The organism is Acinetobacter sp. 226-1, assembly GCF_030329325.1.
Classification (GTDB): Bacteria; Pseudomonadota; Gammaproteobacteria; order Pseudomonadales; family Moraxellaceae; genus Acinetobacter; species Acinetobacter sichuanensis.
On record NZ_JACANU010000016.1, the window covers coordinates 1 to 21,335 of the forward strand.

A 21,335-nucleotide genomic window follows, 5' to 3' on the forward strand; every position below is an offset into this window, starting at 1 on the left:
TTATGGTTTTAATTGCGAATTTGTTGACAGCTCGGAATAGACGAGTGGAGCTCACTTTTTAGTGGGCTTTTTTGTTGTCTGGGATAAAGTGACGACCCTTACATAATATTTAATTGCTTAATTTATTAGTGTTTGATTATAATAATATTGTAATCAAATGTAGTTATAGTTTGGTTTATGTTCAAATAAAAACTTATTTAAAATAAGCTTTTATTCTTGTTTGTTCTATAAGGGGTTATTAATAATGGCTAAATTAAGCTTGGAAGCTTTAAATAATATTGATGGTTTTATGGTTGGTGCGCTTGTTGATAGTGAGAGTGGCTTAACTTTGGCTTCTACAGGTTCAGGCTTGGATTTGGAGCTTGCTGCAGCTGGAAATACAGAAGTAGTTCGTGCTAAGCGCCGAGTAGCAAAATCTTTAGGTTTAAATGATCATATTGATGATATTTTGATTACTTTGGGTAAGCAATACCATCTGATTCGTCCACTTGAAACGAACGATACATTATTTTTATATCTTGTTTTAGATCGTCAAAAGGCAAATTTAGCGATGGCCCGTCATGAGTTAAAGCGTTTTGAAAAAGAATTAGATTTTTCATAAAATTTAGAAATAAAAAACTACCTTCGGGTAGTTTTTTTATTGGATCGACTCTAATTTGATCGATTTCGTGCTATTTAAGGGTTTTGAATTTGACAGCTTTAATTATATTAATGTTGATTTATATTTGATTATAATAATGCTTGACGTACAGGTACGAGACACTTACCATTATTTGCAATAGTGGGCGCATTTATAGTCATCCGCTTAGTACCATCAGTTAAATGATAATGATGCAAGATTGACAGCTCGGAATAGGCGAGTAGTATGTGTACAACGTCACGGGGGCGCTAACCGCCGTAGTCTTCTGTTTGGCCAGGAGCGTTAGTTTACTACTTGTTCTTTGTTTAGTAACTCTGCTCAAGAACAAGTATTTTTATTAGAATTTATGTACCCATATTCCTGATGATATGGGTATTTTTTTATCTGTAATAAACTGATATAAAAGAATATAAATAATAGTTGTTATTTTTCTTTTATTTTTGTATAAAAAAGAAACAACAAAAAAAGGGGGGAGATAAAATGCTTAATAAATCTATAGCTTTCTTGTTTTTTGTGTTTATGTATCTAGCACTTACAACAATGGTGTATATGATCGGGAATTTACCTATGTGGTAAGGTAAATTAATTTACGTACAATAGCTCATCGAAAGGTGGGCTATTTTGTTGTCTATGAAAAGACAACCTATTCCTACTGGGATGCCGACCAGTAGAACATGCCTTCGAGTAAAAACCTAGAATAGGGAGTGGCGTCCCGAACTAAAGAGGATTGAAAGCAAGTAAAGCAAACCGTGCATGTTAGGTTGGTGTGATTGTGAGTAGCGGTAGATCAGTTGCCGAGCTGATTAATATCAAAATCAAAGGCAAGGGTGTGGCAGATTACTACATCCTTTTAACGCGCCATTAGCTCAGTGGATAGAGCATCCGCCTTCTAAGCGGATGGTCACAAGTTCGAAATTCTAACTTAATTTAGTGTGATCGGGATAGGCTTACTACTCCATGATTTATTCAATTTTATATGTATAATTTCTCCCGTTTTTTTTGGATTTTTTATTAAATTTTCTGCTATATATTAAAAAATAATAATACTAATTATGGTGATATATATGAATATATGTATAGGGGGATGCTGGCATGGTAGTAAATTGCTGGTAGATCAAAAAACGAATTATTTTTTAGCAAAAGATAGAGCTACCAGTAAGCCTACAAGATATAGAAGATTTGAGGTCATTTGGATGAATAATCCACAAGTTTTTTGGGTTGCAGATAACTTAAGTCATGTGGAGATCAATCAGAAAATAGAAGTCTATTTAGCTGGGTTAAAAAACTCTACTAACATTTAAAGTTTATAAAGGTTTAGATTCATATATGGTATGTAAAACATTAACATATTATTAAAAAAATTTATTTAAACTAAAGGTTGGTAAAACTTAGGGTTAAGCAATGAAGTATTTGGTAGTCTCTATAATGCTTTTGTCAGGATGTGTAAGTTATCAAAAGCAGGAAATTAAAGAAACATTTGAATGTATGAATTATCGTATGATGATGACTGCACCAATGCCTTTTGATGCTGTAGAAAAATTAAAGCAGAAATGCATTGAATCCAAAAAATAATATACTTTTAACTTAATTTAATCATGTGGTTTTAAAGAGCTTAAATTTGGTGGCTTTATTTTTTTATTGCTGATGATTGATATAAAATGTGAATGTATTTTTTTCTATTAATGGTAATATTGCTTTGCAAAACAACAGCCTGAATCAGCGCAAAAGATCAGGGAGGACAGCCCTTCAGTAATGGAGGGCTTCTTTTTTGGATAAAATTTACAGAAAAATACTTTGCATAGAATTAAATTCAGGTAGCATAGAAATTGCATAAGTAATTCCCCAAATTACTTATGTATGCAGCTTTTATACCTACAATTTTCTACCAAATTGTAGGTTTTTTTATGGGCTAAATTTATGGAAACTTCCGAATACACCTCATTAACCAAGAAGCAACCATTAAAACCTAAATCCAAAACTCGCCCATTACCAAAAGCAACACAAAAATATTTAGAAGCTGAAGAAACCTTATTCCAAGAATTAGAAGAAAATAACATTGGTTATCGAAGAAAATTTCAATTTGAATCTACTAAAAATTGGCGATTCGATTTCTATATTGTGAAGGTCAATCTTCTTATTGAAATTGTGGGTAGCCCATGGTCAGTGGGTCGTGGTGGGAAGAAGATTGCAAACGCATTTAATAAATATGAACTCGCTGAAAACATGGGTTATACGATTGAACGATTTGATCCACATACAGTTGAATCAGGTTATGTGATTCGTTTGATTAAGATGCAGTTAGAGAGATTGCAATCTTTAGAAATTTAAGTAACTTCTTTGACAATAATAAAATATCGATTCTTTGTATTAACACACTATATAAACCATAGTAAAATGGTCAGGATTGATTGTTAGTACTTTATAATAATTTAATTGAGGGTAGTAAGATGAATATATGCATTGGTGGTTGTTGGCATGGTAGTAAATTACTTAAAAATGAAGAAAGAGGATATTTTCTTGCAAAAGATAAAATTACAGGTAGAGCAACTACATATGCGAGATCTGTATTAAAGGTAGATAAAGAATTATATATATTTTGGATTGCAGATAATTTAAATCATCTAGAAGCAAATGAAAAAATAAAGAATTATCTAGATAGGTTAAAAGGATAGTTTAGTATTGTAAAACACACCTACAAATTCTTTTCCCCAAATTTCCCCCAATAAAAGAATAAGTAGGTGTGCTCATTATTTTTAATAGTTATTGGCATTGAGTATATTCATAATAAATAAAATAGCAACTAAGTGTTTGTTTTATAATATAAAACAGAGTCGTTTGGTTGGTTTTAGCTAGTGAATTGATTTTTAATCAATATCTTAAAGTCAAATAACTATTTATTATAAATTAGTGGTTTACAAATCATTAAAAACAATATGGGATTGTTTGGTTTTAGTTCATCTATTTTCATTTTCTAAATTTTAGATGTTATTTACCCATAGGTATTTAAATGGAACAGATCAGACCATTCCCACCAACAGAACTACTTGATCAAGCTGAGGAAGAAGAAATAATCCGTTTGGCACCTGCACCAGATCTAAAAGATTGGGTTGTTAAAAACTTTCTTACCATTGGCGGCGCGTTACATAATCCTGACCATGATCACATTGCTGAGCTACTTCACGACAATGATGAATTCTTAGCATTTGCTTGGGCATCATCTGCGGCTCAATCTAAAAAACGTATGGTATTGGGTCAATGTGAAAAGGTGATGTTTAATGTTGGTGGATGGAAGAAAGCACGACAAGAACAACAGATGCGGGACTGGTATGGTTTTGTACCGACGTATTTAATTACGATTGATGCGAGTTATTGTGAAAATAGTAATGACCGTAACTTTTGCGCGCTACTGGATCATGAGCTTTATCACATTGGTGTAGAACGCGATGAAGATGGTGAAATGCTCTACAGTGATATAACAGGTTTACCTAAACATTATTTAGCTGGTCACGACGTTGAAGAGTTCTTTGGTGTGGTCAGACGTTGGGGCGCGAATGAATCAGTTAAGCGTTTGGTCGAAATCACCAAGAATGCACCGTTTGTTCCTGATGTTGATATTTCCAAGTGTTGTGGGACATGTGTGATTTGAGCTGAGAGGCTCTTTTTTTTGGCAATCTTGCTTGACGTAGCATGACAAAGGTGAGTTTATGGCAGCACTTAAAGAGCCTGTAAAAATCTTTATAGTTCAGTCTCTTGCTTGCTTTGAAACCCCTCAACAAGTAGCTGATGCTGTCAAGCAAAGATTTGGGTTAGAAATTGAAAGACAGCAATGTGAAAATTACGATCCGACCAAATATGCAGGTCGAAACCTGAGTAAAAAATTAAAGGATCTATTTGAGCGAACTCGAACAGACTTTAGAGAAAATATTGAAGATATTGCGATTGCGAATAAAGCATTCCGACTGAAAGAACTTCAAGGGATGTATGACGACTCTGGTCTGGTAGGAATAAGCGACTTAAGCAGAATTTACTAAAACAAGCTTTTCAAGAAACAGATGGGCGAGTTACACGGCAGGAACATACTGGCGCAAATGGTGGTGCAATAAAAACCGAGACTGAACAAAAACAATCTCTACCAAAATACACACCAGATGAACTCGCCAACATGACACCACAAGAGCTTTCACGTTTAGCGATTACAGGTAAGTTATGACTTATGCATTAGAAGAAATCGCACCACTCATTAAAGATTGGACGATGAACACGCGTTTGCCTGAAGTTGTAGCTGAAATGACACGGCGCTATTACTACAAGGCTTTAATTGAGCAATGCGAGTTGAGCCAAGAGGCTGAGGTGTATAAATGCAAGAATGATCCTGTGCATTGGTTTAATCAGTGGATCTGGACATACGATCCACGTGGTATGGCATTTGGCTTACCTGCAAATATTCCATTTGTACTGCGCCCTAAGCAAGTCGAGTTAGTCGATTGGTTGTTGGAGCGTGAGAACACGCAGACACATGGCTTAATTGAAAAAAGCCGTGATGAGGGAATGTCTTACGTTGTTTTAGGTTTTTTCCTACATCGTTGGTTGTTTGTCGAAGGTTTTGCAGGTGGTGTGGGAAGTCGTAAAGAAGAACTCGTGGATAAGAAGGGAGATCCTAAAACCCTATTTCATAAGTTCCGTGACATGTTCTCAAAAATGCCAGATTGGATAAAGCCTAAAAAGTTTGTCGAAAAAGTTCATGACAACTATATGCGAATCATTAACCCAGACAATGGTGCAACCATCACAGGTGAGGCTGGCGATAACATTGGTCGTGGTGGACGTACCACAATGTACTTCCTTGATGAATGGGCATTCGTAGAACGTCAAGAAGCAGTAGATGCAGCAATATCACAGAATACGAACGTACACATTAAAGGATCTACTCCGAATGGTATTGGTGATCGATTCTATCGAGATCGTTTCAGTGGTCGTTATTCCGTGTTCACAATGCCTTGGCGAGCTAATCCAGATAAAAATTGGACTGTGGAATATAGTGGGAAGGTTATTCATCCGTGGTATGAAAAGCAATTAGCCACATTAGATGATGTGGTTTTAGCGCAAGAAGTTGATATTAACTATGCTGCATCTGTAGAAGGCGTGTTGATTCCAAGTGCTTGGGTTCAAGCCGCAATTGATGCGCATATTAAACTTAAAATTCAACCATCGGGTGAACGTATAGGTGGTCTCGATGTTGCAGATGAAGGTAAAGATAAGAATTCATTTGCTGATCGTCACGGTATTGTCTTGCAGTATTTAGCTACATGGTCAGGTGTTGGGGATGACATATTTGGAACTACGCAAAAAGCGATTGATATTAGTCTTGAGCGTAATTTAGATCATTTTCTTTACGATGCTGATGGGTTGGGTGCTGGATGTCGAGGTGATGCGCGTGTGATCAATGAGCTCAATCAAGAAAAAGGTATTCCTGAGATTGATGTGGATCCATTTAGGGGTTCAGGTTCTGTATTTGAGCCAGATGAGGAAATGGTTGAAGCGCGAAAGAATATTGATTTCTTTGCAAACTTGAAAGCGCAAGCATGGTGGTCACTCCGTTTACGATTCCAGAACACGTATCGTGCGCTTAAGGGAATGGAGTTTGATCCTGATTCGATTATTTCATTGTCCAGTGAAGATTTGCCAAAGGCTGAATTAGAAGCCTTAACAACTGAGCTGTCACAACCTACATACACAAAAAATGGCGCAGGTAAGATTCTAGTCAATAAACAACCTGATGGTGCCTCATCCCCAAACCGAGCAGACAGTGTGATGATCTGTTTTAGTGGGGTTCAAGGGCGTAAGGGTCTTAAACCTGCAGGTGCAGGTAGTCGAGTTTTTTAATTCATAGGTAAATACATGGCAAAGTCAAATAAAGGCAAAGCGTCAAAAAAGGCTTTGTCGAGTGGAAGTTTATATTCTCAAGAAGCTGTAACGCGTTTTTTAGTTAATTTTGGTCGTCAAAGGGAGCTTGTAACGCACAGCAATATAGCTATCAATTTCTTCTGATGCATCTTGCAAAGCTTCTTCAATGGAATTGCTCACTGTTTGCATTATTTCTAATTGCTGCATTTCCCCTTCCCCGAAACGTGTTTCTAAATCACTTCGGGTGGCGTACATAGATCACCTATTTTTAAGATGCTGCTGTCTTTTTAATTTCAGCAGCGAGTTTCTTTTCAGATGCAGCAAGCGACTTTTCAAGCTCTGTCACTTTGGCTTTTAGCTCAGCATTCTCAGTGGTTATTGGTTTAGCAGGCTTAATTATTAGCTTCATGAACTTCCTATCAAATCGCCAATTTCAAAAACGTAAAGACAAGCGTGAACAAGAGCTACATGAAATTGAAATGTGTGAAGCTAAATACAAACAACGAATGAAGAATTTAAAAAGTGAGTTAAAACATGAAATTAATCAATGAAAACCCATGGCAATATTTGTCAGTGAAGCTCCCAATGTTGGGAGCTTTTTTTATGCTTGTACTAATTCCATTGTTGCAATGGGCATTAGATTTTCAGCTCATTCCAAAACAGCATGAAGCCGTAGTTGTTGGAATTGTAATTCCATTGCTTGGCTTGATCGGCAAGAAGATCTATCAACCAGAGCTACATGCACCGCAGCTAAATGGCGTTAATAGCCTTTTAGCCACACCGCAAAATTCAAATGATTTGGCGTGGATGATTGAAGCGAAAAAACATGTTGGTTTACGTGAAATTGTAGGTAAGCAACATAACAAAACTATTTTGGGATGGATTAAAAGCTTAGGCGGTTGGTTCACTGATGATGAAACGCCATGGTGTGGAACATTTGTTGCTCATTGCTTAAAAGTGGCAGGTGTAAAATATCCAAAGCATTGGTACCGCGCACTTGATTATGTGAACTACGGATTTAAACTCGCAAAGCCTGCCTACGGATGTGTTGCAATTAAAACTCGCAAGGGCGGTGGTCATGTTTGCTTTGTTGTAGGTCGTGATCAAAAAACTAAAAAATTAGTCTGCCTAGGTGGGAATCAAGGCAATGCTGTCTCTTATGCCTTATACAGTGATTCAGATTTTCAAGAATTTCGTTGGTATGGTAAAACGAGCCGACCTGCTGAGTCTCGTTATGATTTGGCGGTACTAAGTGGAGTGAGTGCAATTAAGGTGAGTGAATTATGATGTAAATTGACAACCATTATATGTGCACCTTTAAATAAGCCTTAACTTAGCCCCATTTAAAAACAAGTGGGGACTAAATTTATGACAACAAACAGGCATAATAGCTAGAAGGAAATCCTTCGGAGTAATACAAAAAACGCTCTTATGCTACGCTCACATTGAATAATGATCCAATCCAAGAACTAAGTAGCATCGCGATAATACCCCAAAGCATCACTCGGATTGAGCCTCTCCAAATGCTAGCTCCCCCTGCATAACTGGCCAGTGCACCCATAATGCCAAGACTTAATACTCCAATCACCATCACGCCTTTCTCTAAGTATTGCTCAGGCAGTAATATAATGGAAACTAAAGGAAAGAGTGAGCCGACTGTAAAAGCAGTGGCTGAAGAAAAAGCAGCGCGAAAAGGCTGGGCAGAGGTATGATCTAAAATACCAATTTCATCACGAGCATGGGCATCTAAAGCATTATGTGCGGTGAGCTGACGGGCAACTTCTTCAGCTAAAGTGGGTTGCAATCCGCGTTGTATATAAATATTTTTTAATTCATTTAATTCATGTTCGGGATGGCGTTGCAGTTCACGTTGTTCCATCTCCAGATCATTCTGCTCAATGTCTTGCTGGGATTTAACCGAAATATATTCACCCGCAGCCATTGATATAGCTCCAGAAATCAATCCAGCGATACAGGTCACTAGTAGGGTATGGGTAGATGCACCACTGGCTGCAATGCCTACCACTAGACTGGTCACTGAAATAATTCCGTCATTTGCCCCCAGTACTGCTGCACGTAACCATCCAGCACGTTCAATATAATGTTTTTCGATATGATAAGAATGGTGCACAATAAACTCTCTTGCTGTTATCCACATGATTGTAGTCAATATAGGATGACAAAACCTTAATTGAGCGGTAAGCATCCGACTATTAAACTGTGTTTTTTTTAAATTTTATGATGATTTTTAGAACAATAGATAGTTGTTATAGTTGTGTGTTTTGACGTTTTCATCAATCATTAACAAAGTTAGTCCTAACTTTTATAACTAATTTGAGTGAAAAATAGTCAGGAATAATTTTGGAATGACTAATAATCTAAATGTAGTAGTTTTGCAAAAAACAGCAATAAAAATTAATTTTGAGATAAGAATTAAAAACTTTCACTATCTCGTAATACTTAATATTAGAGGGAGTGTACTGTGATCAACCTTTAATTTTAAATGCAAAAAAGCTATTTACCAGTCTTTCCTAGCTTGTCTGAAAATTATAGACCATATGGAAAGACATATAGAAAAATTCACGAATAAGAAGATTATTTTGTAATAAATTATTGTCATTTTGTTTTAAGTGTTAATATAATTAATAATGATTATTATTAACATTGGTGTTTGTGTGTTTTACGCAAAGAAAAAACTACCTTTAATGATGCTTTCTACGGGCTTTCTTTTTGTTTCTTCAGCAAAAGCTAATTCTGAAGTAAATGAGGATGCAATATATGCAACACTTCCAACTATTGTAATGCAGGCAATGGCTGAAGGTGACCCAGTCAAAACCTATGTAGATTATAAACAAGCAAATGTTACTCGAAATGGTCTAGATAAAAAGGATATCCCCCAAACGATTGATACAATCGATGTATCAAAATATAAGCTCTATGGAGCAAATGATTTAAGTGTAATGTTACAAGGCACACCAGGCGTATCAACATCTTATGATATGAGGGGGGATGGGATTATGCTGCGTGGATTTAGTGCCGATTCTGGTGATATTTATCGAGATGGTATTCGTGAAAGTGGTCAAGTAAGACGTAGTACTGCTAACGTAGAGCGCATCGAAATTTTAAAAGGTCCAGCCTCTGTTTTATATGGTCGTAGTGGTGGTGGTGGTGTTATAAACATGGTCACTAAATTCGCTAACTTTGAATCACCTAGTACGATGGGGGTATATGCCGGCTCTTATGAAAATGTTGGCAGCACAGTTGATATTAATAAAGTTCTAAATGATAACTGGGCAGTACGATTAGTTGGTGAAAAATCAGATACAAATAGCTTTCGTGACGGTATTGGCACAAAAGAAGAAATGATATCACCAAGTTTTACTTATCGAAGTGATGATGAGAAACTGTTATGGACAACAGAATTTGCTTATGATGATTTAAACCGTATTCCTGATCGTGGTCCGTCTTATGAAAATTTACCTAAAGGGACCTCCACTAAAATGGGGTTTGCACAATCTGGGGATTATGTTGAGGATATTTTAAAAACAGCGAGAACAGATGTTAAATATGAATTCGCACCAGATTGGAAGTTTCATTGGGCTTTAAGTCATCGTGAAGCGGAACAAAATTTTGATCATTTTTATGCTGGATCAATGTGTACTTCTGATAAGACACCAACCTCTACAGACAAAGGGTGTTATAAAGGGTATGTCAACCAAATTTATTATTGGCAACAAACAACAAATAAGACCACTTCCAATACGTGGGATGTTACTGGTGAATTTAACACAGGATCAATTAGACATAATATTTTAATTGGTACGGATTGGACTTACGAACAGCGCGAGCCACTATTATCTAATAAAAATCAAGATGGATCTCTTATTTATGGTTTTGTTAATCCATTAACAGGTGATCGTTTTAGTAACCGCGGCAATGGACACGTTATTACGTCTCATAACTATAATGAGGGTACAAACTACGGGATATTCCTACAAGATCTCATTAGTTTTAATGATCAAATAAAAATGATGATCGGTGGAAGGTATGATTACTATGAAGCAAAAACAACCAATAAGCTTGCAAGCTCATCTGCTTATGGGCAATCTAAAACTGTAGAAAATGAGACATTCAGTCCAAATATAGGTTTTGTTTGGCAACCAGTTCCTGCTCACAGCTTATATGCTTCTTATAGCAAAAGTTTTGCCCCTTTTGGTGGAAGCATGGGAGTGAGTGCTGTATCAGCAACAGCAGACTTAGCTGCTTTCAACTATGAGCCACAATATAATGATCAATATGAAGTTGGTATAAAAAGTGATTGGCTTAATAAAAGATTGAATACGCAATTGTCTGCTTTTCATATTAAAAAACATAATATACGTGATCATGAAGATCCGGATGATGATAACTCTCCTTATGTTGTTGTGGGTGAGCATGAGTCTAAGGGAGCAGAGTTTAGTTTCATTGGTAGGTTGGTCAATAATATTTATGTGCGCGGTGGATATGGGTATACAGATGCGAAAATTAACGAAGATAAAGTAGAGCCTAAACTTGTTGGAAATTATTTACGCAATGTTTCAAAACATACAGGAAACCTATTTGTTCGTTACTTACCGACCAAAAAAATATATGGTGAAATTGGCGCAACTTATATGGGGTCATATTACACTTCAGATGAAAACACAACAGAAATGCCAGATTGGACACGTATAGATGCTGCATTAGGTTACAAAGATAAAGCATGGGGTGCTACTGTTGCTGTAAATAATTTAACCGATAAGGAGTACTGGCGGTCAGGTTCGATGCCAGGTACCCCAAGGAATTACTTATTTAAGCTAAATTATTATTTTTAAAATTAAAGTTAAGTGCCTAGATAATTGATTATCTGAAAATAAAAACCGCTTTTTGCGGTTTTTATTATTTTCTTTCTTTTGTTTTCATTAATTGACAACATGACCCCAATTTATTATTGACACTTCTCTCAGTTTCACTGTCTGAGATAGGGTTATAGCAAGTCGGTTGTGACTTAGATTTGATTTTGAATAAAAGCAAAAATCAGTAAATATTTTAACTATAATAAGCTCGCTATCCAAAAGTGATTGTTTTTGTATGCTTATTGAGCAATCTACAAAAAATAAATAATTTTATTATTTTCTAATTTGTAGACTGATTTGTAGATTGTTGAATTGCAATCCACTACATTTAAATGCATACATATGCAACTATTACTTTTTATAACTAATTGTAAATACAAAGGTTTACAACTGAATGCAACCAATTCCAATCCAACACAAACTAGGTGCTTTTTATTTTTTCTATTATTCAATTGTTGGAACATTCATGCCTTATTGGAGCTTATACCTGCAAAATCAGGGTTTTAGCTTTAATGAAATTGGTCTTCTGTCCTCTATTGCAATTATTACTCGTTTTTTTGCCCCATTTATTTGGGGGTGGATTGCTGATAAGTCAGGCAAAAGGATGTTATTGGTTAGACTAGCAACATGGATGGAAGCTGTTATTTGGTTACTAATTTTTATTATTCCTAATAACTTTCAGTCTGTTGCGTTATTGATGCTTATTTTTAGTTTTTTCCAAAATGCTATTTTAGCTCAATTTGAAGGTGTGACATTATTTTGGTTGGGAGAGCGTAGAGCTGAGCTGTATGGCAAAGTCAGAAAATGGGGATCGGTGGGTTTTATCGTTGGTGTATTTAGTATTGGTGCATTACTTGAAATAGTCACAATTTCAATGTTACCCATCATGTTGTTATGTATAGCATTTACTGCATTTCTGTGGTCTTTTACCATTCATGAGCCAAAACATGCACCACAAGCGCAAAAAAAGTTAGAACCTTTATTGCCTATTTTAAAGCGTCCTATCGTTTGGGCTTTTTTTAGCATCGAATTCGTTATGCTTTTTGCTCAAGCGCCATTTTATAGTTTTTATAGTAATTATTTAAAACAAGCTGGTTTTAGTACAACTGAAATTGGATTTTTATGGTCAGTTGGGGTAATTGCTGAAATCATAATGTTTGCATATGCCACATTTTTTCTTAAACGGTTTTCTTGGCGCGTTTTGGTCAGTTTATGTTTGTTAATGACAGGAATTCGTTTTGTATTGGTAGGTACATTTCCTGAAAGTTTTTTGATGCAATTTCTTCCACAAACATTACATGCTTTTAGTTTTGGTTTATTTCATGTATTGGCAATGCGTATTATTTTTCAAAATTTTAGCCTAGGACAACAAGGGCGAGGGCAGGCATTATATAGCACCATGTGGGGACTTGGTGTTGCTAGCGGTAGTATTTTAGCAGGACATTATTGGCAGCAATTTTCTGGAGAATGGATTTTTATTTTTGCAGGATGTATAACGCTATTCGGTTTCATTTTTGTTCATTGGTTACCGAGTAAAGTACAAGAAATATGAAAATATGATTATAAATTAATAGTCTATGAAGGAATGTGGATTGAGGGGATGATTATTTCTGATTAGATTTTTAATAGACCCAGTATGAGAATATATACTGGGTCTATGTTTAGAGATAACTAGATTTGAATCGCTTGATACAAGTCAATTTAAGTCATTAAACTCAGTATAAACATGATTAAAAAATATAAAATTTTTAATCACTGCCATATTTGTATGAGAACTTTAATGAAGAATTGACACACCTGTGACTTTTTGCACGTCTTCAAAATTGATACCTTCAGCCAGCTCAACCAATTTAATTCCTTGTTCTGTCACATCAAAAACGCCTAAATCAGAAATAATACGGTCAACTACGCCTTTTCCAGTCAAAGGTAACTCGCAGTTTTTAACGATTTTAGGCGAGCCATCTTTGGCGCAGTGCTCCATTAACACCACAACTTTTTGGACACCTGCAACCAAGTCCATAGCCCCGCCCATACCTTTGACTTTTTTGCCGGGAATCATCCAGTTGGCAAGGTCACCTGTTTCAGAAACTTCCATTGCACCCAAAATCGCAATATTGACTTTGCCACCACGAATCATGGCAAATGATTCTGAACTCGCAAAAAATGCTGCGCCAGAACGTGCCGTGACGGTTTGCTTACCTGCATTGATGAGATCTGCATCCACAGTTTCTTCTGTTGGAAACTCGCCGATACCGAGTAAACCATTTTCAGACTGTAGCCAAACATCCATATTTTCAGGAATATAGTTTGCAACAAGGGTTGGTAATCCAATCCCTAAATTGACATAAAAACCATTTTCAAGTTCTTGTGCAGCACGTTGTGCCATTTCATTGCGTGTCCAAGCCATGACCTTATCCCTCTGATTTTAATGTCAATTGTTCAATACGCTTTTCAGGCTGTGCATTGACAATAATACGATGTACATAAATTCCCGGCAGATGCACATGATCTGGATCAAGCTCACCGACTTCAACTAAATGTTCCACTTCAACCACGGTGATTTTCCCTGCGGTGGCACAGTCAGGATTAAAATTACGCGCTGTTTTACGGAAAATTAAATTACCTGCTTTATCCGTTTTATAGGCTTTGACAAGAGCAATATCCGCAGTGAGGGATTCTTCTAAAATATGATCTTTACCCTTAAAATTACGGACTTCTTTGCCTTCAGCAACCAAAGTGCCAACACCTGCTTGGGTGTAAAAAGCAGGAATACCTGCACCACCTGCACGGAGTTTTTCTGCCAATGTTCCTTGAGGTGTTAGTTCAACTTCTAATTCACCATTTAAAAACTGACGTTCAAACTCTTTGTTTTCACCAACATAAGATGCAATCATTTTTTTGATTTGTTTAGTTTCTAACAATAAACCAAGACCAAAACCATCCACACCTGCGTTATTGGAAATACATGTCAGGTCTTTGACACCTGTTGCCTTTAATGCTGAAATTAAAGCTTCAGGCAGACCACAGAGACCAAAACCGCCAACGGCTAAAGTTTGTCCATCTTGGACAATGTCTTGTAATGCATCCGTTGCATTTGCATAAACTTTACTAAGCATATTTCACCTTGTTATTACGATCTTATTCCATTAATTTTTCTTGCACTTATGTATGGTTTATATCATGAAGCACATTGGGTTTGCCAATAGGCATTGGCATAGTTTGAAGGATTTTGTCGATTTAAAACTTGGCTGATATTTCGACTTGCTTGCATGAGTGCATCAAGATTGATTCCTGTTTCAAAGCCCATTTTCGACAGTAAATAATATAGGTCTTCAGTTGACACATTGCCTGACGCACCTTTGGCATAAGGGCAACCCCCTAAACCTGCGATTGAGGAGTCAAAAACTCGAATGCCTTGTTCAAGAGACTGATAAATATTGGCAATCGCCATGCCATAGGTATTGTGGAAATGTCCTGCAAGTACTTTTGCGTCTAACTCAGCAAGACACGCGCCCCAGACTTTTTTAACACGATCAGGTGTGGCTGTGCCGATGGTTTCACCTAAGGAAACTTCATAACAACCCATGTCATACAAACGTTTACTGACATAAGCCACTTGTTTCGGGTCTATCGTACCTTCATAAGGGCAGTCAACGATACATGATACATAGCCACGAACTTTGACGTTGTTGGCTTTGGCTGCGGCTAAAACATCAGCAAATTTTTCAAAGCTTTCATCAATTGAGCAGTTGATATTTTTACGGGTAAAACTTTCAGAAGCCGCAGTAAAGACAGCAACTTCTTGGCAGCCAACCGCAAGCGCAGCTTCAAAACCTTTAAGATTAGGCGTGAGTAAGCTAAAGCCAATATTAGGATCTTTCGGCAAGTCGGCAAAGAGCTGGTCGCTATTTGCCATTTGCGGGACCCATTTTGCTGAGACACAAGAGCCGACTTCAATTGAAGTCAGTCCTGTTTGCATTAAGTTTAAAATTAAGGCTTTACGTTGTTCAAGTGTCAAAGGTGTTTTTTCGTTTTGTAGTCCGTCACGAGGACCGACTTCAACGATTTTCACGAAGTTGTCGTGTGCTAAAGTCATGCAACATTCTCCGTGAGTAATTCAAATTCAACCAATTCATCACCCGCTTTGACTTGATCGCCCGCTTGGAAATAGGCTGCTGCAATCACGCCGTCTTGTGGTGCACGAATGGTATATTCGATTTTCATCGCTTCAAGTGTCAGTAAAATATCATCCTTTTTCACTTGATCTTTCGCAGACACTAAGACTTTGGTAATCACCCCCGGCATCGGTGCTTTTAAATTACTTTCATTGCTTGAGCTGTCTTCATTGCTGATTTTTGGCTGAATATGTTCAAAAATATAATTTTGTGCATTTGAAAATACCGTCAAAGCTTGTTCATTACGGCTAAAAGCAATTTTTTGCTTCAGACCATTGAGGTCGATGTGTACTGTATTTTCATTGAGTAATTGACCCGAGATTTGTAGTTGTAAATCTTGATATTCTGCAATGAATTGATCAGCGACGGGGCGGAAATGGATCACAATTTCATGCCCAGCCAAGTTAAATTTGACAGGGTAGCGGTTGGCTTGGTTCAAACGCCAAATGGATTGATTTTGCCAAACAGGATTATTTGCGGTTTTATTGGCTTTAAATCGGTTTAAAAGCTCGGTAAATGCTGCGATGATGATTAAATTGGTATCCGCAGTGCGAATATTTTTAAACAAAAATTCATCTTCACGTTGAATTAAGTTGGTGTCTAAGTCTGCATTTTTAAATGAATCGCAACGAATGATGCGATCTAAAAATGCAATGTTATTGCCCAAACCTTCAACATGGAAATGCCCAAGTGCATGATGCATTTGGACTAAGGCTTCATCACGGTTTTTACCCCATACGATCAGTTTAGAAATCATCGGGTCATAATAAGTGGTGATTTCATCACCTTGCACAATGCCGCTATCAACACGAACATGTTCATTTTGTGCGGGATAATGTAGGTAGCGGATTTTTCCAATCGCAGGGAGATAACCTTTTTCAGGTTCTTCGGCATAGATTCGCGCTTCGATGGCATGACCGTTGATGCTGAGTTCATGTTGTAATTTGGGTAATGGTTCACCACTAGCAACACGCAGTTGCCACTCAACCAAGTCTTGCCCTGTGATCATTTCAGTAACAGGATGTTCAACTTGAAGACGGGTATTCATTTCCATGAAATAGGCTGTACCATCTTGTTCAACGATGAATTCAACTGTTCCTGCACCAACATAATTTACTGCACTTGCTGCATCAATCGCAGCTTTACGCATTGCTTCCAGTTTTTCTTCAGCAATATTTGGTGCAGGGGCTTCTTCAAGTACTTTTTGGTGACGACGTTGTACAGAACAATCACGTTCAAATAAATGCACATAGTTGCCGTGTGAGTCGCCAAAGACTTGCACTTCGACGTGACGCGGATTTACTACATAACGTTCCACTAAAACTTCATCATTACCAAAGCTCGATTTTGCTTCATTTTTACACGAAGACAGCGCATCTAAAAAGTCAGCTTCACGCTCAACTAAACGCATGCCTTTACCACCACCACCTGCACTGGCTTTAATCAAAACAGGGTAGCCAATACCATCGGCTTGTTGTTTTAAAAATGCTGCATCTTGGTTGCTGCCATGATAGCCCGGTGTTAAAGGCACACCTGCTTTTTCCATCAAGGCTTTTGAAGTCGCTTTAAGCCCCATTGCCAAAATTGCAGCAACAGGTGGTCCAATAAACACAATATTATTTTTTTCACAGGCAAGGGCAAATTGATCATTTTCAGACAAGAAACCATAACCGGGATGGATCGCTTGCGCACCCGTATCTAACGCCGCTTGAATGATCCGATCGACTTGTAAATAACTTTGTGAAGCAGGGGATTCACCAATATAAACTGCTTCATCTGCTTGTTTGACATGCTGTGAGTTGGCATCTGCATCTGAATATACCGCTACCGTTGCAATGCCTAATTTTTTTGCAGTACGAATGACACGGCAAGCAATTTCGCCACGATTGGCAATTAAAATCTTTTCAAACATGGTATTGTCCTTATTCTGTACTGTTTGTAATCCATTCAGGGCTTTGTTTATTTAAAAACGCCTGTAATCCATTTTTCGCTTCAGCACCCTGACGTACATGTGCGATATGCTGAGCAGTTTGAACGAGTAAATCTTCGGTTAAACTTTCTTGGCTGACCATTTGAATCAGTTGCTTTGAAGCAGCTTGAGCTTGTGGTCCACCCAACAATAATGTGCCTACAATTTCATTTATTTTTTCATCTAAAGTTTCAGGTGTGGTCACTTCATGCACTAAACCAATCGCTTTGCCTTGCTCCGCAGTAATACGTTCAGCGGTGAGGAAATAGCGTGATGCTTGACGTGCGCCAATGGCACGAATCACATAAGGGCTAATGGTGGAAGGCGCTAGACCCAAGCGCACTTCTGAGGTTGCAAATTTTGCATCAGTACTGGCGATACACATATCACACGCAGAGGCTAAGCCCATGCCACCACCAAACGCGACACCTTGTACACGTGCAATGGTCGGTTGTTTTAACGTCGCTAAGCTTTGTAGCATTTTTGCCAATTTTAAAGCATCAGCTTCATTGTCCGCTTGTGAGGCTTCACCTGCTTGTTTCATCCAATTCAGATCAGCACCCGCAGAAAAGCTTTTACCACGACCTGCTAAAACCACCACGCGAATGTCATCACGTGTATTTAAATGCTGAAAACATTGGTTTAATTCTTCAATGACTTGGGTATTAAAAGCATTGTGGAGTTCAGCACGATTGATCCAAACCGTTGCAACTTGCTGTTGTTGTTCGAGTTGTAAATATTGAAAATACATTTTGCACCCCTTACATGCGGAACACGCCGAACTTGGTTGGTACAATCGGCGCATTGAGTGCAGCCGCTAAACTTAAGCCTAAAACATGACGAGCTTGTGCAGGGTCAACCACGCCGTCATCCCATAAACGTGCAGACGCATAATATGGGTGACCTTGATGCTCATACTGATCACGAATCGGTTGTTTAAATTGATCTTCTTGTTCAGCGCTCCAGCTTTCACCTTTAGATTCAATTTGGTCACGTTTTAAAGTAGAGAGTACGCTTGCTGCTTGCTCGCCACCCATCACCGAAATACGTGAGTTTGGCCAAGTCCAGAGGAAACGAGGCGAGTAGGCACGACCACACATGCCATAGTTCCCTGCACCAAATGACCCCCCGATCACCATAGTGATTTTTGGTACATTTGCTGTTGCAACCGCCATGACCAGTTTTGCACCATGTTTGGCAATACCTTCATTTTCATACTGGCGACCAACCATAAATCCTGTGATATTTTGTAGGAATAACAATGGAATATTGCGCTGGGTACACAGTTCAATAAAGTGCGCGCCTTTTTGTGCTGACTCTGAAAATAGAATCCCGTTATTGGCAATGATGCCGACTTTCATGCCATAAATTGAAGCAAAACCAGTGATTAAAGTCGTACCAAAACGCGCTTTAAACTCGTCTAAACGTGAACCATCCACAATACGAGCGATGACTTCACGAATATCAAAAGGTTTACGTGTATCGGTTGGGATGATGCCGTAGAGTTCTTCCGCTGCATAAAGTGGTTCTTCGATTTCAACATTATTTTGATTTGGCGTTTTATTTAAATTTTTAACAATATTTCGTGCAATTAAGATTGCGTGTTCATCATTTTCAGCCAAATGATCGGCAACACCTGAAAGACGTGTATGGACATCACCGCCACCGAGGTCTTCTGAAGTCACGACTTCACCCGTTGCAGCTTTCACCAGTGGGGGACCACCTAAGAAAATCGTACCTTGGTTACGGACAATAATGGTTTCATCTGACATGGCAGGGACATAAGCACCACCTGCGGTACAACTCCCCATGACAATGGCAATTTGAGCGATACCCATACTCGACATACGCGCTTGATTGTAGAAGATACGTCCAAAGTGGTCGCGGTCAGGAAAAACTTCATCTTGCATCGGCAAGAACGCACCACCTGAGTCCACCATATAAATACACGGTAAATGGTTTTGTTCAGCGATTTCTTGCGCACGTAAATGCTTTTTCACTGTGAGTGGATAATACGTTCCACCTTTCACCGTTGCATCATTTGCCACGATCATACAGCTTACGCCTTGTACTTGCCCGATGCCTGCCACTACTCCTGCAGCAGGGACATCATCAGCGTAGACATTGAAACCTGCAATTTGACCGATTTCTAAAAAAGCTGTACCTGCATCAATCAGTTGGTCAATACGATCTCGTGCTAAAAGTTTTCCTCGGGCAATATGTTTTTCACGTGCTTTTTCACCGCCACCCAAAGCAATGGTTGCGACTTTTTGTTTAAGATCATCGACCAGTTGCTGCATCGCCGCTTGATTGGCTTTAAAATCCTCACTTCGAATATTAATTTTGCTTTGTATTTGGTTCATCTGAAACATCCTTGTCTTTTTTATATTCGATTATTGCTACATCAGTGTTGGTGTTTAAATGATCCTGAAATTTATTATCACGCCAAGATCATTAAAAAACAGTGTTTAATTATTTGGTTTCATTGAATAATTCACGACCAATCAACATACGACGGATTTCTGATGTACCCGCGCCGATTTCATAGAGTTTTGCATCACGCCATAGACGACCTGTGTCATATTCATTGATATAACCATTGCCACCTAAAGTTTGGATCGCTTCACCTGCCATCCATGTCGCTTTTTCAGCAGAATACAAAATTGCACTTGCTGCATCTTTACGTAAACCACGATCATGATCCGCTTTGTCACATGCAGCACCAACGGCATAAACTAAGGCTTTAGACGCTAACCATGTTGAATACATATCGGCAATTTTGCCTTGCATAAGTTGGAACTCACCCAAAGCTTGTCCAAATTGTTTACGGTCATGAATGTAAGGAATCACCACATCTAAACAAGCATCCATAATGCCAAGAGGTCCACCACTGAGAACAGCGCGTTCGTAGTCCAAGCCACTCATCAGGACTTTCGTGCCATTACCGACACCACCTAAGACATTTTCTTTCGGTACTTTGACATTATCAAAGAATAGCGGGTAGGTGTTTGAGCCACGCATACCGAGTTTGTCGAGATGAGAGCCATGACTAAAGCCTTCCATATTTTTTTCAACAAGGAATGCAGTCATGCCTTTTGCACCTGCGGCAAGATCAGTTTTGGCATACACCACTAAAACATCAGCATCGCCACCATTGGTGATCCACATTTTTGAACCATTTAAGATAAAATGATCGCCAGCATCTTCGGCTTTGAGTTTCATACTGACCACATCAGAACCTGCATTCGGTTCAGACATTGCGAGTGCGCCTACATATTCACCTGAAATCAATTTTGGTAAATAACGTTGCTTTTGATCTGCGTTGCCATTACGGTTAATTTGGTTGACACATAGGTTAGAATGCGCACCATAAGACAAACCGATAGCGGCTGAAGCACGAGAAATTTCTTGCATGACAATGATATGCGCGAGATAACCGAGGTTAGTACCACCGTATTCTTCACTCACTGTTAAACCCATTAAGCCCATATCACCAAACTTTTTCCAAAGATGGTGGGGGAATAAATTATCTTGATCGACTTGTTTGGCAATGGGCGCGATTTCCTTTGCACAAAACGCAGCCACTGAATCACGGAGCGCAATTAATGTTTCATCAAGTCCAAAATCAATACTTTGTAGGTTCATCGTCCTGTCATCCTAACGGTTTTAGTTGTTGTTCCAAAAAACACTTTTTCTTGTTGCTAAATTTACAATACATGTTTTTTTTGAAAAAGTGAATATAAATTCAAAAATTGATTTACAATTCACTTTAA

At 38.1% G+C, this 21,335-nt stretch carries 21 protein-coding genes and 1 pseudogene; 12 read left to right on the plus strand and 10 right to left on the minus strand.

Features of this window, described 5'->3' with window-relative positions; all coding sequences use genetic code 11:
• The first annotated feature begins 244 nt into the window (after window positions 1-244).
• The 8 genes and pseudogenes from HX124_RS15985 to HX124_RS16020 all read left to right on the plus strand — a co-directional run bounded on the left by HX124_RS15985 (window position 245) and on the right by HX124_RS16020 (window position 6,523).
• Window positions 245-601 carry a roadblock/LC7 domain-containing protein gene (locus HX124_RS15985; RefSeq protein ID WP_107010143.1) on the plus strand — a complete coding sequence of 119 codons (357 nt, stop codon included), beginning with the start codon at window positions 245-247 and terminating at the stop codon, window positions 599-601.
• A 1,103-nt stretch (window positions 602-1,704) separates the two neighbouring features.
• The gene (locus tag HX124_RS15990; protein ID WP_286384087.1) at window positions 1,705-1,941 is read left to right on the plus strand and encodes a hypothetical protein; all 237 of its coding nucleotides are present in this window, start codon (window positions 1,705-1,707) and stop codon (window positions 1,939-1,941) included.
• A gap of 100 nt (window positions 1,942-2,041) precedes the next feature.
• Window positions 2,042-2,212: a hypothetical protein gene (locus HX124_RS15995; RefSeq protein ID WP_286384086.1), complete on the plus strand. Its 171-nt coding sequence runs from the start codon at window positions 2,042-2,044 to the stop codon at window positions 2,210-2,212.
• 345 nt (window positions 2,213-2,557) lie between these two features.
• Entirely contained in the window at window positions 2,558-2,968 is a 411-nt protein-coding gene (locus tag HX124_RS16000) for a hypothetical protein (RefSeq protein ID WP_286384085.1), read from the plus strand.
• Window positions 2,969-3,087: 119 nt separating this feature from the next.
• Window positions 3,088-3,312, plus strand: coding sequence for a hypothetical protein (locus HX124_RS16005; protein ID WP_286384084.1), 225 nt, complete (start codon window positions 3,088-3,090; stop codon window positions 3,310-3,312).
• A gap of 335 nt (window positions 3,313-3,647) precedes the next feature.
• The gene (locus HX124_RS16010; protein ID WP_286384083.1) at window positions 3,648-4,286 is read left to right on the plus strand and encodes a putative metallopeptidase; all 639 of its coding nucleotides are present in this window, start codon (window positions 3,648-3,650) and stop codon (window positions 4,284-4,286) included.
• 58 nt (window positions 4,287-4,344) lie between these two features.
• Window positions 4,345-4,850, plus strand: a pseudogene (locus HX124_RS18165) (DUF2280 domain-containing protein).
• Window positions 4,847-6,523 (plus strand): terminase large subunit, encoded by a 1,677-nt coding sequence (locus HX124_RS16020; RefSeq protein WP_286377389.1) that lies wholly within the window; start codon window positions 4,847-4,849, stop codon window positions 6,521-6,523. The pseudogene HX124_RS18165 and the gene HX124_RS16020 overlap by 4 nt, the downstream one beginning before the upstream one ends.
• Before the next feature lie 99 nt (window positions 6,524-6,622).
• Here HX124_RS16020 and HX124_RS16025 read toward each other — a convergent pair whose 3' ends face one another.
• Both HX124_RS16025 and HX124_RS16030 read right to left on the minus strand, forming a co-directional pair.
• Complete coding sequence (locus tag HX124_RS16025) at window positions 6,623-6,799, minus strand: phage protein Gp36 family protein (protein ID WP_353619697.1); 177 nt, start codon at window positions 6,797-6,799, stop codon at window positions 6,623-6,625.
• Between the two features lie 13 nt (window positions 6,800-6,812).
• Complete coding sequence (locus tag HX124_RS16030) at window positions 6,813-6,953, minus strand: hypothetical protein (RefSeq protein WP_286384082.1); 141 nt, start codon at window positions 6,951-6,953, stop codon at window positions 6,813-6,815.
• On the opposite strand from HX124_RS16030, the gene HX124_RS16035 reads away from it, so the two are divergent.
• The gene (locus HX124_RS16035) at window positions 6,952-7,095 is read left to right on the plus strand and encodes a hypothetical protein (protein WP_286384081.1); all 144 of its coding nucleotides are present in this window, start codon (window positions 6,952-6,954) and stop codon (window positions 7,093-7,095) included. The two genes, HX124_RS16030 and HX124_RS16035, sit on opposite strands and share 2 nt — an antisense overlap.
• On the plus strand, window positions 7,079-7,831 hold the full coding sequence (locus HX124_RS16040) for an NlpC/P60 family protein (protein WP_286384080.1): 753 nt from the start codon (window positions 7,079-7,081) through the stop codon (window positions 7,829-7,831). Before HX124_RS16035 ends, HX124_RS16040 begins: the two co-directional genes overlap by 17 nt.
• Window positions 7,832-7,973: 142 nt before the next feature.
• Here HX124_RS16040 and HX124_RS16045 read toward each other — a convergent pair whose 3' ends face one another.
• Window positions 7,974-8,675 (minus strand): VIT1/CCC1 transporter family protein, encoded by a 702-nt coding sequence (locus tag HX124_RS16045; RefSeq protein ID WP_286384079.1) that lies wholly within the window; start codon window positions 8,673-8,675, stop codon window positions 7,974-7,976.
• Between the two features lie 523 nt (window positions 8,676-9,198).
• Between HX124_RS16045 and HX124_RS16050 the strand changes: the two genes are divergently transcribed.
• Both HX124_RS16050 and HX124_RS16055 read left to right on the plus strand, forming a co-directional pair.
• Window positions 9,199-11,397, plus strand: a complete 2,199-nt coding sequence (locus tag HX124_RS16050; RefSeq protein ID WP_502872839.1) for a TonB-dependent receptor — start codon at window positions 9,199-9,201, stop codon at window positions 11,395-11,397.
• 415 nt (window positions 11,398-11,812) lie between these two features.
• Complete coding sequence (locus HX124_RS16055) at window positions 11,813-12,970, plus strand: MFS transporter (protein ID WP_286384078.1); 1,158 nt, start codon at window positions 11,813-11,815, stop codon at window positions 12,968-12,970.
• Between the two features lie 225 nt (window positions 12,971-13,195).
• On the opposite strand, the gene HX124_RS16060 is transcribed toward HX124_RS16055, so the two are convergent.
• The 7 genes from HX124_RS16060 to HX124_RS16090 form a co-directional block, all read right to left on the minus strand.
• The gene (locus HX124_RS16060) at window positions 13,196-13,825 is read right to left on the minus strand and encodes a 3-oxoacid CoA-transferase subunit B (protein WP_286384076.1); all 630 of its coding nucleotides are present in this window, start codon (window positions 13,823-13,825) and stop codon (window positions 13,196-13,198) included.
• Between the two features lie 4 nt (window positions 13,826-13,829).
• On the minus strand, window positions 13,830-14,534 hold the full coding sequence (locus tag HX124_RS16065; protein WP_286384075.1) for a CoA transferase subunit A: 705 nt from the start codon (window positions 14,532-14,534) through the stop codon (window positions 13,830-13,832).
• A gap of 62 nt (window positions 14,535-14,596) precedes the next feature.
• Window positions 14,597-15,514 carry a hydroxymethylglutaryl-CoA lyase gene (locus HX124_RS16070; protein ID WP_286384074.1) on the minus strand — a complete coding sequence of 306 codons (918 nt, stop codon included), beginning with the start codon at window positions 15,512-15,514 and terminating at the stop codon, window positions 14,597-14,599.
• Window positions 15,511-17,505 (minus strand): acetyl/propionyl/methylcrotonyl-CoA carboxylase subunit alpha, encoded by a 1,995-nt coding sequence (locus tag HX124_RS16075; protein ID WP_286384072.1) that lies wholly within the window; start codon window positions 17,503-17,505, stop codon window positions 15,511-15,513. Before HX124_RS16075 ends, HX124_RS16070 begins: the two co-directional genes overlap by 4 nt.
• 10 nt (window positions 17,506-17,515) lie before the next feature.
• Window positions 17,516-18,313 carry an enoyl-CoA hydratase/isomerase family protein gene (locus HX124_RS16080; protein ID WP_286384071.1) on the minus strand — a complete coding sequence of 266 codons (798 nt, stop codon included), beginning with the start codon at window positions 18,311-18,313 and terminating at the stop codon, window positions 17,516-17,518.
• 10 nt (window positions 18,314-18,323) lie between these two features.
• Complete coding sequence (locus HX124_RS16085; protein ID WP_286384070.1) at window positions 18,324-19,925, minus strand: carboxyl transferase domain-containing protein; 1,602 nt, start codon at window positions 19,923-19,925, stop codon at window positions 18,324-18,326.
• Between the two features lie 109 nt (window positions 19,926-20,034).
• Window positions 20,035-21,207, minus strand: coding sequence for an isovaleryl-CoA dehydrogenase (locus HX124_RS16090; protein ID WP_107009137.1), 1,173 nt, complete (start codon window positions 21,205-21,207; stop codon window positions 20,035-20,037).
• Between the last annotated feature and the right edge of the window lie 128 nt (window positions 21,208-21,335).

Bases quoted from the DNA above. Each gene is read 5' to 3' on its own strand.
- HX124_RS16065 (WP_286384075.1), bottom strand. From the start codon at position 14,534: ATGCTTAGTAAAGTTTATGCAAATGCAACGGATGCATTACAAGACATT.
- HX124_RS16055 (WP_286384078.1), top strand. From the start codon at position 11,813: ATGCAACCAATTCCAATCCAACACAAACTAGGTGCTTTTTATTTTTTC.
- HX124_RS16080 (WP_286384071.1), bottom strand. From the start codon at position 18,313: ATGTATTTTCAATATTTACAACTCGAACAACAACAGCAAGTTGCAACG.
- HX124_RS16010 (WP_286384083.1), top strand. From the start codon at position 3,648: ATGGAACAGATCAGACCATTCCCACCAACAGAACTACTTGATCAAGCT.
- HX124_RS16000 (WP_286384085.1), top strand. From the start codon at position 2,558: ATGGAAACTTCCGAATACACCTCATTAACCAAGAAGCAACCATTAAAA.
- HX124_RS16085 (WP_286384070.1), bottom strand. From the start codon at position 19,925: ATGAACCAAATACAAAGCAAAATTAATATTCGAAGTGAGGATTTTAAA.
- HX124_RS16090 (WP_107009137.1), bottom strand. From the start codon at position 21,207: ATGAACCTACAAAGTATTGATTTTGGACTTGATGAAACATTAATTGCG.
- HX124_RS16020 (WP_286377389.1), top strand. From the start codon at position 4,847: ATGACTTATGCATTAGAAGAAATCGCACCACTCATTAAAGATTGGACG.
- HX124_RS16040 (WP_286384080.1), top strand. From the start codon at position 7,079: ATGAAATTAATCAATGAAAACCCATGGCAATATTTGTCAGTGAAGCTC.
- HX124_RS16075 (WP_286384072.1), bottom strand. From the start codon at position 17,505: ATGTTTGAAAAGATTTTAATTGCCAATCGTGGCGAAATTGCTTGCCGT.
- HX124_RS15995 (WP_286384086.1), top strand. From the start codon at position 2,042: ATGAAGTATTTGGTAGTCTCTATAATGCTTTTGTCAGGATGTGTAAGT.
- HX124_RS16005 (WP_286384084.1), top strand. From the start codon at position 3,088: ATGAATATATGCATTGGTGGTTGTTGGCATGGTAGTAAATTACTTAAA.
- HX124_RS15990 (WP_286384087.1), top strand. From the start codon at position 1,705: ATGAATATATGTATAGGGGGATGCTGGCATGGTAGTAAATTGCTGGTA.
- HX124_RS16025 (WP_353619697.1), bottom strand. From the start codon at position 6,799: ATGTACGCCACCCGAAGTGATTTAGAAACACGTTTCGGGGAAGGGGAA.
- HX124_RS16070 (WP_286384074.1), bottom strand. From the start codon at position 15,514: ATGACTTTAGCACACGACAACTTCGTGAAAATCGTTGAAGTCGGTCCT.
- HX124_RS15985 (WP_107010143.1), top strand. From the start codon at position 245: ATGGCTAAATTAAGCTTGGAAGCTTTAAATAATATTGATGGTTTTATG.
- HX124_RS16030 (WP_286384082.1), bottom strand. From the start codon at position 6,953: ATGAAGCTAATAATTAAGCCTGCTAAACCAATAACCACTGAGAATGCT.
- HX124_RS16035 (WP_286384081.1), top strand. From the start codon at position 6,952: ATGAACTTCCTATCAAATCGCCAATTTCAAAAACGTAAAGACAAGCGT.
- HX124_RS16060 (WP_286384076.1), bottom strand. From the start codon at position 13,825: ATGGCTTGGACACGCAATGAAATGGCACAACGTGCTGCACAAGAACTT.